Here is a 13,447-nt window from a genome sequence, read left to right as displayed (position 1 = left end):
GCGCTTTAGACCGCTGCGGCGTCCAGCGATTCGGCGTCGAGGATCGTGTAGCTGTAGCCCTGTTCGGCGAGGAAACGCTGGCGGTTCTGCGCGAAATCCTGGTCCACCGTGTCGCGCGCGACGAGTGTGTAGAAGTTGGCCTGCAGGCCGCTCTCCTTGGGGCGCAGCAGTCGACCTAGGCGCTGGGCCTCCTCCTGGCGGGAGCCGAACGAGCCGCTGACCTGGATTGCGACCGAGGCCTCGGGCAGGTCGATGGAGAAGTTGGCGACCTTCGACACCACAAGAACCTTGGTCTCGCCGGTGCGGAATGCCTCGTAGAGACGCTCGCGCTCGGCGATCGGGGTGGCTCCGGTGAGCGACGGGGCGCCCAGCGCATCCGCCAGCTGCTCGATCTGGTCCAGATACTGGCCGATCACGAGAATGCGCTCACCGGCGTGCTTGTCGACCAGCCGACGCACGACCGCGAGCTTGGCCGGGGCCGTCGCGGCGAGGCGGTAGCGCTCGTCGTCGGCGGAGGCCGCGTACTCGAGGCGCTCCATCTCGGGCAGGTCCACGCGCACCTCGAAGCACGAGGCGGGGGAGATGAAGCCCTGGGCTTCGATCTCCTTCCACGGGGCGTCGAAGCGCTTGGGGCCGATGAGGCTGAACACGTCGCCCTCACGACCGTCCTCGCGCACGAGGGTCGCGGTGAGGCCGAGGCGGCGGCGGGCCTGCAGTTCGGCGGTGAGCTTGAAGACGGGGGCCGGCAGCAGGTGCACCTCGTCGTAGATTACGAGTCCCCAGTCGAGCGCGTCCAGCAGGGCGAGGTGCGCGTACTCGCCTTTCCGCTTCGCGGTGAGGATCTGGTACGTCGCAATCGTGACCGGCTTCACCTCTTTGACCTGTCCGGAGTACTCGCCGATCTCGTCTTCGGTCAGCGACGTGCGCTTGAGCAGTTCGGCCCGCCACTGGCGCGCAGACACGGTGTTCGTGACGAGGATGAGAGTGGTCGTCTTTCCGACGGCCATCGCCCCGGCGCCGACGAGCGTCTTACCTGCGCCACAGGGCAGCACGACGACGCCCGAACCGTTGTCGAAGAAACTCGCCACGGCCTTGTTCTGATAGTCGCGAAGAGCCCAGCCGCCCGCGTTGTTGAGCGTGATGTCGTGCGGGGTGCCGGGGGTGTAGCCGGCGAGGTCCTCGGCTGGCCAGCCGAGCTTCAGCAGCTCCTGCTTGAGCTGGCCGCGAGCCCACGGCTGCATGACGAACGTGTTGGGGCCGCGCTTCTCGAAGAGCAGCGACGCGACCTTGCGCGCGCGGGAGATCTCCGAGAGCACTGCGGCGTCGGTGGCGGTGAGCGTCAGGACGCCATCCTCATCACGCTCGATGACCAGGCGACCGTAGCGGCCGACCGTCTCGGTGATGTCGACCGAGACACTCTGCGGGATCGCAAAGCGCGAGTACTTGGTCAGCGTCGCGAGCATGTCCTCGGCGGTGTGGCCGGCGGCGCGTGCGTTCCACAGTCCCAGTCGCGTGATGCGATAGGTGTGGATGTGCTCGGGCGCCCGCTCCAGCTCCGCGAAGACGGAAAGGTCGTGCCGGGCGTCGTCAGCGTCGGGGTGCGCCACCTCGAGGAGCACAGTCCTGTCGCTCTGCACGATCAGAGGACCATTGGGTGCTTCCGTCGAATTCACCTCGACAGTTTAGTCGGGGCGCATGTGCGAGTGCTGGCTGTGGTCGCTAGTCGGGGCTGCCGACCGCGGTGATGCGGGTGAGGGGGAGCGTGCGCTCGATGTCGGCGATGCGGTCGAGGGCGCGCAGTCGGCCGCCCGCGACGCTCGTCGGCTGCACCGTGTACGTGACGGTGGAGCCGTCCTGTACGGTGACCGCGACGGTCACGGTCAGCTTCGCCCGGATAGCCACATCCAGCTGGTGCGCGAGCCAGTCCGTGCCGGACTCGCCGGGCTGGTCCCGGGTGAGCAGGCGCAGCCTCTCCACCAGCACGAGGGCTGCGTCGGGGGCTGTCGGCCTGAGCTGCCTCGCTGTGCGGCCGCGTTCGAGCGCGATGATCGTGGCATCCTCGTTCTCAGCGGCGACCGGGTAACGGGCGTCGTTCAGCGCCCAGAAGACCGTTGCGGGATCGAACCGGCTGGTGAGCCGGCCCGACGCGTCGGCCTGCAGGCCCAGACCGGCCAGCGCGTGGTCGACCTTCACGGTGCGCAGCAGCGTCTCATCAGGCGAGCGGATGTAACTGCGCGCAACACGCCCATTGGTGTCCTCGGCCTCGCTCACAACCCCTACCCGCAGCAGCCCGTAGCGCGTCGCGCTCTCGGCCACGAGGTAGGCGAGCGGCTGCGGGATTCCGGTCAGGGCGAGCGTCTCGAAGAACGCCGTGATGCTCTCGGCTGTCTCGCCGGCCGCGAGCGCCCGGTTGAGGCTCGCGGGAGAAACCCGGTAACTGGTGGCGAGGGCGCGGCTCTCGACCGTTGCCATGGTGCGCAGGTGCGCGTCGAGGCGCGGCTCGAGGGGGCCGGGGGAGACGATGGAGAGGTCGTGCTGCAGGTAGACCTGGCTGACCTCGCGCGGGAACAGCGGCGTCATGGCTTTCGCGGCAGCTTCGGCGCCGGCCGCGAGCAGGGCGGAGCCTGGGGTGCTCGGCACCTGGCCGGCCACGATGCCGAGCAGGGTCGCGGCGTTGGTGTGGGTAATGACACGGTCGCGCATCCAGTCGCCGCCGGCCGGGTAGAGCCAGTCGAGGTAATCCTCGAAGTGCTCGCCCCAGAGCGCGTGGGCGCGCCCGCCGAGCAGGCCGCGGATGTCGCTGGGCAGCCGCTCGAGCCAGGCGCCGGCGAGGCGGGCCCAACGGTCGGCGGTGGGCTGCAGCATCCAGTCGGCGGCGGCGACGGTCGGCAGCCAGAGCCCGCCTTCCAGCCCGATGAGTCCGGCGCGCTCGGCGATCGACTGCAGGGCCGGCACGTCTTCGAGTGCGACGGACGCGGCCTCCGCGAGGCGACGGGAGTCGGGCAGGGCGATTCCGCCGCGAGCGAGTTCGCGCGCCGGCTCGGTCTCGACGGCGGCGATGAGTTCGGCGATGGCGGTGGTTGTGCCGAAGGCCTTGTCGGCCGCGGCGGTGTCGGTGATCGCGGCATCCGTTCGGCTGACCGGTTCGAGGGCGGTGGGGGCAGGCTCGGCGAGCTCGTCGAGGGTGGGCAGCCCCTGTGCGGGCCAGGCGTCGAGGGCAACGGTGACCGCGTCGTAGAGGTACCAGGCACCGTCGACGTTGTCGATGAGGCCCTCGGCGTGCGCGTTGGCGAGGGTGGTTTCGGCGTCGGCGAGGCCGAGCTCGGCGGCGGTGGGACGCTCGGGTGCGCGCTGGGCGACGGCGGCTATGGCTGCGAGCGTGGGCCGGTCGAGGCGGGAGAGTGCGGTCTGTACCGACACTGGGTCGAGAAGCTTTTCGGCGAGGTCGAAGAAGTCCCGGATGCCTGCGTCCTTGACCTGCCGTGAGCGCAGCAGGTCCGCAAGCCCCTCGTCGCTCTCCAGGCGCAGCCGAGCTGCCAGCGCGAGGGCGGAGATGCTAGTTGCTGACATCCTTAGCCGCGCGTCCCCGTTTGATGACGCTCATAATGAGGAGCACAACGACAAGAGCGAAGCCGAGCGGGAGCCCGATTGCGGGGAGGGCGACGATGGTGGGGAAGACTCCCTCGGTGAGGTCGACTCCGGCAGCGGTCAACCCCAGCGTTGCGAAAATTGCCACAACGGACAGCAGAATAATGCCCGCGATCATAAAGGCGAGCACACGTTGGCTACGATTGATTTCTACTGGGGAGTTTTTTGCCACAGTGCAAGGATAGGGCCAACACGTTGGCGCCTGTTCTCCAGTGCACCATCCATGAGGGAGTAACCAAGATGCCTACCGGCAAGGTCAAGTTCTACGACGAGGAGAAGGGCTTCGGCTTCATCAGTTCTGATGACGGCCAGGAGGTCTTCCTGCACGCGTCCGCCCTGCCCGCAGGCACCACCGGCGTCAAGGCCGGAACGAAGCTCGAGTTCGGCATCGCCGACGGCAAGAAGGGTGCGCAGGCACTCTCTGTTCGTGTGCTCGAGGCTCCTCCGTCGCTCGCAAAGCTGAACCGGCGCTCCGCCGATGACATGGCGATCCACGTCGAGGATCTCGTGAAGGTGCTCGACGGCATCGGCTCGAACCTGAAGCGCGGACGCTACCCCGACAAGGCGCATGGCGCCAAGATCGCGCAGTTGCTGCGCAAGTTTGCAGATGAACTGGATGCCTAAGCCCCTGTCCGACGTCGCCCGCGACATGCTCCTCGAGATCACACCGGCGGACACGATCGGTGACTTCGTCTCCGAGGTCACCGAGGCTGAGGGCTCTGTCACTATCCAGTTCGAGTCGGCGCTCGCTGGATACCCCGGCTGGAAGTGGACGGTTTCGCTTGCCGTGCTGCCCGACACTGAGCCGACGGTGCTCGAGACCGAGCTGATCCCCGGCGACGGCGCCCTGCTCGCACCCGACTGGGTGCCGTGGAGCGATCGTCTCGCCGACTACAAGGCCGCGCAGGACGCTGCAGCTGTTTCCTCCGAGGATTCCGATTCTGATTCCGACGATTCCGACGACGATGAGGATGACGACGAGGACGACGACGACCTCAGCAGCGACGTCCTCCACGGCGGCGACCTCGATGGTGTCGACATCGACGCGCTCGCCTCCGAGGATGAAGATTCAGAGGATGAGGACGATTCCGACGCGTCGGATGACGATGACTCGGACGAGCTCGACGACGACTCCGACGACGACGACTCGGACGAGGACGACGATTCGGATGACTCCGACGATGACGACTCGGACGAGGACGACGATTCGGATGACTCCGACGACGACGATCCCGACGAGGGTTTCGCGGCCGAGCGCTAGCTAATTGTGGCCGCGGCGGTGTCTGCGGCCCGTGTAGGCCAGTCCGACGAGGCCGAGCGCGACTCCTGCGACGCAGGTCCACGCGACGATGGCGTTCCCGCCGGCGAACGGGTTGGACACAACCAATACGACGACACCCGCAACGACCCAGGCGATGAGTCCGACGGCGACGGCGAGACGGTCATCCGTCTTCGCCGGTATCGGATCATCCCGCCGCTCGGAATCCTTGAGCCACAATCTCATGCCCCGATCGTACCGGCACCCCCTGCCCGAAGGTGCCTGTGTCGCCGACCGCTACCTGGAATTGCGGCTATTCGGCGATTCTGGGTGCGCCACGCCCCAATTGCCGCACATTCAGCGGGGTCGGTGGTCGAGCGCAGTCGAGGCCGAAGGAGGGCTAGAGCCCCCCGACGACGTAGTCGATGGAGGAGATGAGGGCGCGAACGTCATCCGGATCAATGGCGGTGAAGGTGGCGACGCGCAGCTGGTTGCGTCCGAGCTTGCGGTACGGGTCGGTGTCCACGATGCCGTTCTCGCGCAGCGTCGAGGCGACGAGAGCCGCGTCGACGGAAGAGTCGAAGTCGATCGTCACCACGACCTGCGACCGGTGATCCACGTTCTCGACGAACGGCGTTGCGAACGACGACGCGGTGGCCCAGTCGTAGAGCAGTCCCGAGCTCTGGCGGGTGCGCGCGTCTGCCCAGGCGAGGCCGCCGGAGGCGTGGATCCAGTCGAGCTGGTTCTCGAGCAGCAGCAGCGTCGAGATCGCCGGGGTGTTCAGCGTCTGGTTGAGGCGCGAGTTGTCGACGGCATTCTTGAGCGAGAGGAACTCGGGAATGTAGCGACCCGAGGCTGCGATCTCCTCCACGCGGGCGAGAGCTGCGGGGGAGAAGAGGGCGAACCACAGGCCGCCATCCGAAGCAAAGTTCTTCTGGGGTGCGAAGTAGTAGACATCCGCCTCAGACGCATCGATGAGGATGCCACCGGCGGCCGACGTCGCGTCGATCACGGTCAGTGCGTCAGCCGAGACCCGGGTCACCGGCGCCTGCACGCCCGTGGAGGTCTCGTTCTGCGGCCAGGCGTACACGTCGATGCCGTCGAGAATCTCGACCTCGGCGCGCGAGCCGGCCGGCGCGTTGATCACGTGCGGCGCAGTGAGGAAGGGGGCCGAGGCGGCGCCCGCAAACTTGGAGCCGAACTCGCCGAAGGTCAGGTTCTCGCTGCGGTTCAGGATGAGTCCGAAGGCGGCGGCATCCCAGAAGGCGGTCGAGCCGCCGTTGCCGAGGATCACCTCGTAGCCGTCGGGGATCGTGAAGAGCGAGGCGAGCGAGGAACGTACGCGGCCGACCAGGTCCTTGACCGGCGCCTGCCGGTGGGAGGTGCCGAACAGCGAGGCCCCCGCACCCGCGAGGTAGGCGAGCTGTTCGGGGCGAACCTTGGAGGGGCCGCAGCCGAACCGTCCGTCGATGGGCAGGAGGTCGGAGGGGATGGTTATGGTCGCCATGGGGCAATTCTATTGTTTGCCCACCCGGTACCGAGCCGTCGGCGAGGGGCAGGGGTGAACAAGTAGTCTTGTTACGAAACGCGCCAGCTGGAGGGCCTCCCATGACCGATCTCGTTGACACCACCGAGATGTACCTGCGTACGATCCTCGACCTCGAGGAGGAGCACATTGTTCCCCTGCGCGCACGCATCTCGGAGCGCCTCGGCCACTCCGGCCCGACCGTAAGCCAGACCATCGGCCGCATGGAGCGCGACGGTCTCGTCGTCGTCGAAGGCGACCGCCACCTCGAACTCACAACCGCCGGCCGCAGCAAGGCCGTGCACGTTCTGCGCAAGCACCGTCTCGCCGAGCGCCTCCTGCACGACGTGATCGGCCTCGACTGGGCCTACGTACACGACGAGGCTTGCCGCTGGGAGCACGTCATGAGCGAGCAGGTCGAGCGCCGAGTGCTCGAGATGCTCGACCACCCCAAGGAGTCGCCGTACGGCAACCCGATCCCCGGGCTCGAGGAGCTCGGCGACGAAGCCGCCCCCGCCTTCATGGACGGGGTCGTCAATCTTGTGGAGCGGGTCGGTGGATCGTCGGAGCCGGTGAGCGCGGTCATCCGGCGCCTGGGCGAACCGGTGCAGTTCGAACCGGAGCTTCTGCAGCAGTTGCGAACAGCGGGCGTGATGCCGGGTGCGGATGCCAGGGTTTCGGCCGCGGGCTCGTACGTCTTCGTCGAGGTCGACGGCTACGGCGAAGGACTCGAGCTGCCCAACGAGGTAGCTGTTCACATTTTCGTCAGCGTGCCGTCAACCGTCTAGCCAGCACGGCGCCCCATCGTGGGCTAATCTGTAGCTCTTGGAGTTCACCGAAGTTCAGGGAGAGCCGAATGCAGAGCACGCGCGACGTCCAAACCACGGACGCGCACGCGCGCTTTTACATACGGCACAGTGGGATCCGCAGCGCGGCCATACGGTCACGTCGCAACTAGCAAGGCATCGTCATTCCGACGGTGCCTTTTTTGTTTCCCTCTCGCTCCCGGCTCGATGAAGTCTCGGAACCCGCAAGTCGAATGCCTGCAAGCCGTGCAGGCGCTTTCGGAAGGATGACGATGCGCACGCTCGTGTTGAACGCCGGGTACGAACCCCTGGCAGTGGTGTCTTTCAAGCGAGCACTCGTGCTCGTGATGAACGAGAAGGCGACGGTGATCGCCGCGGATACGGGGCACCCCGTCTGGGGCAGCCACGGGGTCTGGGATCGCCCGTCGGTCATCATCCTGCGTCGCTACGTGCGCATCCCGAGCGGGCGCAGCATCCCGGTCTCCCGTCGCGGCGTTCTGCGTCGCGACAACAGCCGCTGCGGCTACTGCTCCGGCTCCGCCTCGACGATCGACCACATCCTGCCCCGCTCGCGCGGCGGCAAGGACAGCTGGGAGAACCTCGTCGCGTGCTGCCTCAAGTGCAACAACCTGAAGGGTGATCGCACGCCCCAGGAGATGAACTGGTCGTTGAGGATGACACCGCGCCCGCCGCACGGAAGCACCTGGATGGTGCGCGGAGTCGAGCGTTCCGAGCCCGATTGGGAAGAGTTTCTCGCTCCCGCCGCGTAAATCTCCGTTACCAACTTGTGATTACCGGGTTGTCTCACGTAGGGTCGAAGAATCCCCTTTTGATTCATCCGCATGAGTATTGCCTTGCCCGAAAGGTCAGTTTTGGTTTCATCACGCAGCGCCTCCGGCGTCGACGGGCTCTCTGAGCTCTTCGGATCCGTGACCGGCGAAGCGGTTGAACCGGCTGTCTCGGCTGAATCGGCACCTCTTACTCGTCGCGAGTTGCGCGGGCGTGCTGCGCCCGTCGCCCAGCCTGTTGAGGCGCACGTTCCCGACGCCCTCGCCTGGCTCGAGACCCCGGTCGCCACCGAGGCTCCCGTCGTCACCACCCCCGTCGTTCAGGCTCCCGCCGCACCCCTGACCCGTCGCGCCGCTCGTGCCGCCGAGGCTCAGGCTGCGGCCCTGACGGTCGCCTCGGTCGACGTGCCCGTTGACGCAGTGGTTGCCGCCGTCACCGCCACCCCCACGCTCTCCATCCCGATCGTCACGACCGAGCAGATTGCACAGCACCGGCCCACGTCGGCTCGTCCGCTCACCCAACCTCAGGTCCCCGCACCTGAGGTTTTGTCGTTCCAGCCGTCGTACGCGGCGCAGGTCTCAGCGGTTCCGGTGAAGGCTCGTCGGGCGGCACCGCCAGCTCCGCGCAAGCCCCTGCGTAAGAAGCTGTCGTCCTTCGTGACGATCTTCGCCGTGACGGGACTCTTCGCTTCGGTCTGCCTGCCGGCCTACGCGCTGCTGCCGACAGCTGATGCGGATGCTGTCGTTGCGAGCGCGGCATCCTCAAAGGTGGCGGATGTCTCGCTGTCTGTCGCGGCCGACGCCGGCGGCCTGTCGGCGGAGCGCGACTCGTTCGAGGCGACCACGGCGGCGGAGCTGGCCGATGCCCGCTCCAACTCGCTCAAGATCGCGAACTTCGAGGCCTACGAGGCGTCGGGCGCGCGCGAGCTGGGCGACGACTACCCCTGGTTCTCGGAGCTCTCGAACAATCAGGGCGGCGGGATGTCTCCGCTCAACTACTACTACCGCGAGTGTGTCGACTACGTGGCTTGGAAGCTCAACGTCGACGCCGGCTCAACCAAGGCCCCGTTCAAGTACACGTGGTTCGACCTGACCCCTTCCGGCGGCAATGCCTACCAGTGGAAGTACGCCTGGGAGGCGCACGGATGGGCCACCGGCACCACACCCAAGGCTGGCGCCGTCGCATGGTTCGGCTATCACGTCGGCTACGTGAAGCAGGTCAACTCCGATGGGACCGTGCTCATCGAGGAGTACAACCACCAGAGCGACCACCTCTACGGCCAGCGCACGATCCCGGCCTCCGAGGTCACGCTCTACCTCTACGCGCCGCCGCGCTAGGAGCGCTCCGCGCGCCTTTCGCTCCGCGATTGAGCGCTGCGCTCACTGCTTTATTTCCCCGTCGCTGATTGAGTAGGCCGCCCGCGGCCGTATCGAAATCTGAGTTGAGCGGATCGCGAGCCTTCCGAAACCGCGCTCACGCTAAACTCTTCAAGCCAGCCTCTGTAGCTCAATGGAAGAGCAATTCCGTCCTAAGGAACAGGTTGGGGGTTCGAGTCCCTCCAGGGGCACCCTCGATCCATACCAAACTTCCCAGCAAATAGGCGGAAGTTGGCCCCTCAGATCTCTTGATCCGAACCTTTCGACTGCGTTTTGACTGCGCTTGACATACGTCTTGCGTCATTGAGTGCTACTGCAACGGCGTCCACATCATCGTCGAAGAGGTCGGCGTAGGTGTCCAATATCATTGCTGCGGAGGCGTGGCCGAGCATCCGCTGGACCGCTTTGACCTTCGCGCCAGCGGGAGGTTTTGATCGGTGCCGTCGAGGTCGAGACTGACTAGGCGCTCAAGCGGGTACTCGCCTCGCACAAGAGCTTCAGGAGTTTGAACGTCACAAGAGCAGAGGACGACGCGAAGGAAAGCCCCCCGTTCGCGTGAGGGGTTCTCATGGCGTTTGCACCTAGAATCATAAACGTGGCGACATCGTGGTACGAAGAGAGCTCACTACCCAAATTCGAGAACCCTCCTGTAGCAGAGACTGCAATGGGCGTGGAATTTTCGCCTGTCGAGGGACTTGGATTCATTGGCCTGACGCGCCTTCAGGAACGATGGGCACAGCGCTTCCCAATCCTCACGGAAATGGGTGGGATGCCGCCCACCTATGACAGCGCTCCGCCATTCGAATTCGTACAGGGAACGCCGCCCGTGCGAGTCTGGGCTGAGGGAATCGAAGACGGACTTCTTGTTCAGACTCAAGCGGACCGACTCATCCTCAATTGGCGGCACAACTTCACTCCCGCACCATACCCCGGCTATCACATGCTTCGCGCAGAGTACGAGGCGCTGTGGAATCAGTTCCTTGAGTTTCTCGGAGAATTCAACTTGCGCGCTCCGGCACCCATCGCTGCGGAGTACACCTACGTCAATAACGTGCAACTCAACCAGGGCGAAACCTACGCGGACGTAATCAGCGTGATCGCTCACCCAGAGCGTGAGCTACCCGGCGACGACATGGGGACGCGATTCCAGTTCACACGAGGCGTCGCGCCCTCGGAAGAGAATCCATATCCAGCTCAAATTTGGGTGGCAGGCGAACCTTTCCAGGGTGACCCATCCGTGCTGCTCCTGAACGTCACGACCAAGGTGCTTTTTGCTGCAGGGGGTGAACCTCTGCACGCAATTGACATCGCGCACGCCCTCAGCTCTCACACGTTTGCGAACATCACTTCAGAGTCGAAGCACGCAGATTGGAGTCGAGAGGCATGACACTCGTAGCCACGCGCACGCCCAGTAGCTCAGTCACAAAGAACAGTGGCGGGGGGACGTATCGAAATAATGTTTCCGGAAACTTCGTCGCTCCCAAGGCGCACGAGCCTGCCTCTGTCGATGACGCCCTCACGGAGAAACTGTCGCGTGAGCTGCTCGATCACATCTACCGAACCAACTTGACCGTCGCTGGTTTGCCGAGCGTCTTCGCGGCTAAAGAACGCGCTCCCCTCCCTGAAGCGAGCACGCAACAGCCAAGCGCTGAACACCCAAGAACCATCTTCGTTGCGGACATCTCCGATTCGATTCGCACGACACGTGTGGAGCACGCTGTGCGGATCTCCAACTTGCTTAATCACCGGATCTCGAGCTACCTGCCGAAGTTGTGGAGTCCCGGCTTGGACTTCAACGCGCTTGTTCCAGACATCCACCCTCTGATCCCGGACATCACCTCGCTGATGCCCGACCTTCATGCACTCATTCCAGATCTGCAAGTTCCTGCGGTTCCCGCAACGTGGCTTCCGAGCATCTTCGGTCGGAGCGAAGCCCTCACCGCTTGGCTGCCCATCGTTGGGGAGCTTGGTCTGGGTGGAGGCATCCTTACCCCTTGGTTCGTCGGCTCGAACAAGCGGGGAGTCACCCTCACTCATCGGCCTATGTCAGCCGATCTCCGGCTGTCTCGATTCGCTTTGCTAGAGAAGGCCGCGAAACAACTCACGCGACTGATCGCGGCTGGCGAGGCACAACCCACCGACGAGGCTCGGGCGTCCCTCCGCACCTTCATGAATTCGTTCGTGGTGGATGGTGGACCCACACCACAAATTGCTGCATCGCCCGACGGTTCAATCGAGGTCGCTTGGGTCACAGACTCGGCGGTCGGCGCGGTGTTCGCAGACGATGGTTCCTACTCCGTGTGGGGTCAGGATGAGCACGGGGTAGATCTCTTCGACTTCGATGTCGAAGAAGACATGCCGACGACTCGCCACGATCAGATCGCGGGGCTGCTGGCGGATATGGCTAGCCGGATTCGCTATCCCCTCCCCATCGAATAAGCACGATGGCAAAGGGTGACTCTGTAGACAAACAGCACTTGCTACTCCGCCGTTACAACCCGGATGACCAGCAGCACTTCTGGTTCGATCAAGGCACCAGCGGTGTGATGCGGGTGAAATCCGGTGCGCTCAGTTACGGAGATGACGGGTTCTCCTTCTACGACGATGCTGTGCTCATCGAGAACGACCTCCAACGTAAAGTGGTTCTTGAGATTGATACTTGGCGAATCGTATCTGCCACGGCTCTCGAAGTGCGCGCGGTCGAGCGCGAAACTGCAGAGGGCGAAAAGGTGAAACTACTCGGCGTCATCGAAGACGCCTACCCTGACGGGACGGAGGATGCGCCCGACCGTGATGTCGCGCACACGCTCGTAACCCTGCCCGCCGATGTTTCCAAGAAGCAGATCTCGCGTTGGCGAACGGCTCTTGCGCGCATTCTCCGGGAGACTCCGCTATCACGAGACTCGACCCCTGAGCTGTCCGAAATCGACGCGGTGGAGGACACTCCCGAATCGGTCGAAGTTGAAGCCGTAGAGGACGCCGTCGGGGCTTGATGAGCACGGGCGACGGACTTATTCGAGTTGACGTTGTGGGATCAGCACGGCTCGCGGCGCTAATTCTCGATTCTCAAATGGGGGAATTGATTTACGCCGTCTAGTCGAGGTACTCAACCACCACCGTGGTCTGGCCCGACACGTGAAGGCTGTAATGCATACCGTGGCCGGTGCCGAACTCGATCCAGCCACCCCCCTCGGCAATTTTCTTCGAGATCATTGACTCGATGGCGGACACGTCACCAGAGATGACATTGATCTCGGAGCCGTTGACGAAGATTCTGTTGCGGGGAACGTCCTCGGTCATGGTTAGGCCACCGGCAGTTCGGAATCTGGCGTGATGAAGAACCCCTCGATGGTGAGAGACGAGATCCAGAGCCAGCCGTTGGCTCCGTTAGGCAGCCAATACTTGCCGCTGTCGTTCGCGTTCGTGCTGCGGGCGTAGTAGTTATCAAGCGCCGCAACGTCCTTTGCGTTTTCTTTGAACCATTTCTGGAGGGACGAAACGTCAAGCCCGTGCTTGTCAGCCCTCTCCAAAATCGTCTCGACGAGACGCTCGGCCTCTGCGAGACGAAGAACATCGATCACCGAGGCATCAGGGTCGAGAGCGGCGAGGGAGTTGATCGCGTATGTGAGCATGGCAACAGTGGACTTGGAAAAGGTCATACCCCGAGGGTAGCCCCAGAAGAAGAACTTCACTCGTCTATGTCTCTGACAGCTGACTCCGTGCCCACTTCGTGCCCACTTTCTGACGTGCCGCTGTAGATTGCTCGCAGCGAAAAGCAGAATTAGTAGAGAGCCCCGAGCTACTGAAAGGCAGACAAAACGGCCTGACGCCGTTCTGTGGGGATGCGCTCATTGCGAGCTTGTCACGATTGCAGGTTTGGCGGCCTAGGAGCCGAACTCTTTGCGAAGCACCGGGAGAACCACCCCATACATGTCATGGAGATTGTTGCGTGAAAGCTGCGCGGCTTCCACCCGCCCACAGTGACGCCAACCAGTGCAGCAGACTCTGTCACAAAAGCTGGACGTTGTCTTGATAGTCGAAAGCC

15 protein-coding genes, 1 tRNA gene and 1 pseudogene are annotated in these 13,447 nt (G+C 64.3%); 9 read left to right on the top strand and 8 right to left on the bottom strand.

Annotated elements, in window-relative coordinates; genetic code table 11:
* Positions 1-5: 5 nt before the first annotated feature.
* From EYE40_RS09455 to EYE40_RS09445, 3 genes are read right to left on the bottom strand one after another with little or no spacing between them, the layout of a single operon-like run.
* Positions 6-1,673 (bottom strand): DNA repair helicase XPB, encoded by a 1,668-nt coding sequence (locus tag EYE40_RS09455; RefSeq protein WP_130981705.1) that lies wholly within the window; start codon positions 1,671-1,673, stop codon positions 6-8.
* Positions 1,674-1,719: 46 nt separating this feature from the next.
* The gene (locus tag EYE40_RS09450) at positions 1,720-3,570 is read right to left on the bottom strand and encodes a helicase-associated domain-containing protein (protein WP_130981704.1); all 1,851 of its coding nucleotides are present in this window, start codon (positions 3,568-3,570) and stop codon (positions 1,720-1,722) included.
* On the bottom strand, positions 3,557-3,766 hold the full coding sequence (locus EYE40_RS09445; protein ID WP_154071857.1) for a multidrug ABC transporter ATPase: 210 nt from the start codon (positions 3,764-3,766) through the stop codon (positions 3,557-3,559). The genes EYE40_RS09450 and EYE40_RS09445 overlap by 14 nt, the downstream gene beginning before the upstream one ends.
* Positions 3,767-3,888: 122 nt before the next feature.
* Between EYE40_RS09445 and EYE40_RS09440 the strand changes: the two genes are divergently transcribed.
* Both EYE40_RS09440 and EYE40_RS09435 read left to right on the top strand, forming a co-directional pair.
* Entirely contained in the window at positions 3,889-4,272 is a 384-nt protein-coding gene (locus tag EYE40_RS09440; protein ID WP_130981702.1) for a cold-shock protein, read from the top strand.
* Positions 4,265-4,909, top strand: a complete 645-nt coding sequence (locus EYE40_RS09435) for a DUF3027 domain-containing protein (RefSeq protein ID WP_130981701.1) — start codon at positions 4,265-4,267, stop codon at positions 4,907-4,909. The genes EYE40_RS09440 and EYE40_RS09435 overlap by 8 nt, the downstream gene beginning before the upstream one ends.
* Here the strand turns inward: EYE40_RS09435 and EYE40_RS09430 are convergent, their stop codons facing one another.
* Positions 4,910-5,152, bottom strand: coding sequence for a DUF2530 domain-containing protein (locus tag EYE40_RS09430; protein WP_130981700.1), 243 nt, complete (start codon positions 5,150-5,152; stop codon positions 4,910-4,912).
* A gap of 154 nt (positions 5,153-5,306) precedes the next feature.
* Positions 5,307-6,413 (bottom strand): phosphoserine transaminase, encoded by a 1,107-nt coding sequence (serC, locus tag EYE40_RS09425; protein ID WP_130981699.1) that lies wholly within the window; start codon positions 6,411-6,413, stop codon positions 5,307-5,309.
* A 101-nt stretch (positions 6,414-6,514) separates the two neighbouring features.
* Here serC and EYE40_RS09420 point away from each other — a divergent pair, with 101 nt between their 5' ends.
* The 4 genes from EYE40_RS09420 (at position 6,515) to EYE40_RS09405 (ending at position 9,593) form a co-directional block, all read left to right on the top strand.
* Positions 6,515-7,219 carry an iron-dependent transcriptional repressor DtxR gene (locus EYE40_RS09420; RefSeq protein WP_130981698.1) on the top strand — a complete coding sequence of 235 codons (705 nt, stop codon included), beginning with the start codon at positions 6,515-6,517 and terminating at the stop codon, positions 7,217-7,219.
* A gap of 290 nt (positions 7,220-7,509) precedes the next feature.
* A complete protein-coding gene (locus EYE40_RS09415) occupies positions 7,510-8,007 on the top strand; it encodes an HNH endonuclease (protein ID WP_130982875.1) in 498 nt (165 codons plus the stop codon).
* 102 nt (positions 8,008-8,109) lie between these two features.
* The gene (locus EYE40_RS09410) at positions 8,110-9,363 is read left to right on the top strand and encodes a CHAP domain-containing protein (protein ID WP_161972371.1); all 1,254 of its coding nucleotides are present in this window, start codon (positions 8,110-8,112) and stop codon (positions 9,361-9,363) included.
* A 158-nt stretch (positions 9,364-9,521) separates the two neighbouring features.
* A tRNA-Arg gene (locus EYE40_RS09405) sits at positions 9,522-9,593 on the top strand.
* 48 nt (positions 9,594-9,641) lie between these two features.
* On the opposite strand, the pseudogene EYE40_RS15625 reads toward EYE40_RS09405, so the two are convergent.
* A pseudogene (locus EYE40_RS15625) lies at positions 9,642-9,824 on the bottom strand (site-specific integrase); the annotation flags it as partial.
* Between the two features lie 173 nt (positions 9,825-9,997).
* Between EYE40_RS15625 and EYE40_RS09395 the strand changes: the two are divergent.
* From EYE40_RS09395 to EYE40_RS09385, 3 genes are read left to right on the top strand one after another with little or no spacing between them, the layout of a single operon-like run.
* Positions 9,998-10,789, top strand: coding sequence for a TIGR04255 family protein (locus EYE40_RS09395; RefSeq protein WP_161972370.1), 792 nt, complete (start codon positions 9,998-10,000; stop codon positions 10,787-10,789).
* Positions 10,786-11,841, top strand: coding sequence for a hypothetical protein (locus EYE40_RS09390; protein WP_130981695.1), 1,056 nt, complete (start codon positions 10,786-10,788; stop codon positions 11,839-11,841). The genes EYE40_RS09395 and EYE40_RS09390 overlap by 4 nt, the downstream gene beginning before the upstream one ends.
* Positions 11,842-11,846: 5 nt before the next feature.
* Positions 11,847-12,395 (top strand): hypothetical protein, encoded by a 549-nt coding sequence (locus EYE40_RS09385; protein ID WP_130981694.1) that lies wholly within the window; start codon positions 11,847-11,849, stop codon positions 12,393-12,395.
* Positions 12,396-12,495: 100 nt separating this feature from the next.
* On the opposite strand, the gene EYE40_RS09380 is transcribed toward EYE40_RS09385, so the two are convergent.
* Together EYE40_RS09380 and EYE40_RS09375 are read right to left on the bottom strand one after the other, a co-directional pair.
* A complete protein-coding gene (locus EYE40_RS09380; protein ID WP_130981693.1) occupies positions 12,496-12,702 on the bottom strand; it encodes a hypothetical protein in 207 nt (68 codons plus the stop codon).
* A 2-nt stretch (positions 12,703-12,704) separates the two neighbouring features.
* On the bottom strand, positions 12,705-13,061 hold the full coding sequence (locus EYE40_RS09375; RefSeq protein WP_130981692.1) for a hypothetical protein: 357 nt from the start codon (positions 13,059-13,061) through the stop codon (positions 12,705-12,707).
* Between the last annotated feature and the right edge of the window lie 386 nt (positions 13,062-13,447).

The organism is Glaciihabitans arcticus (assembly GCF_004310685.1).
Lineage (GTDB): Bacteria > Actinomycetota > Actinomycetes > Actinomycetales > Microbacteriaceae > Conyzicola > Conyzicola arctica.
This window is presented reverse-complemented; position numbering and strand designations above follow the sequence as displayed.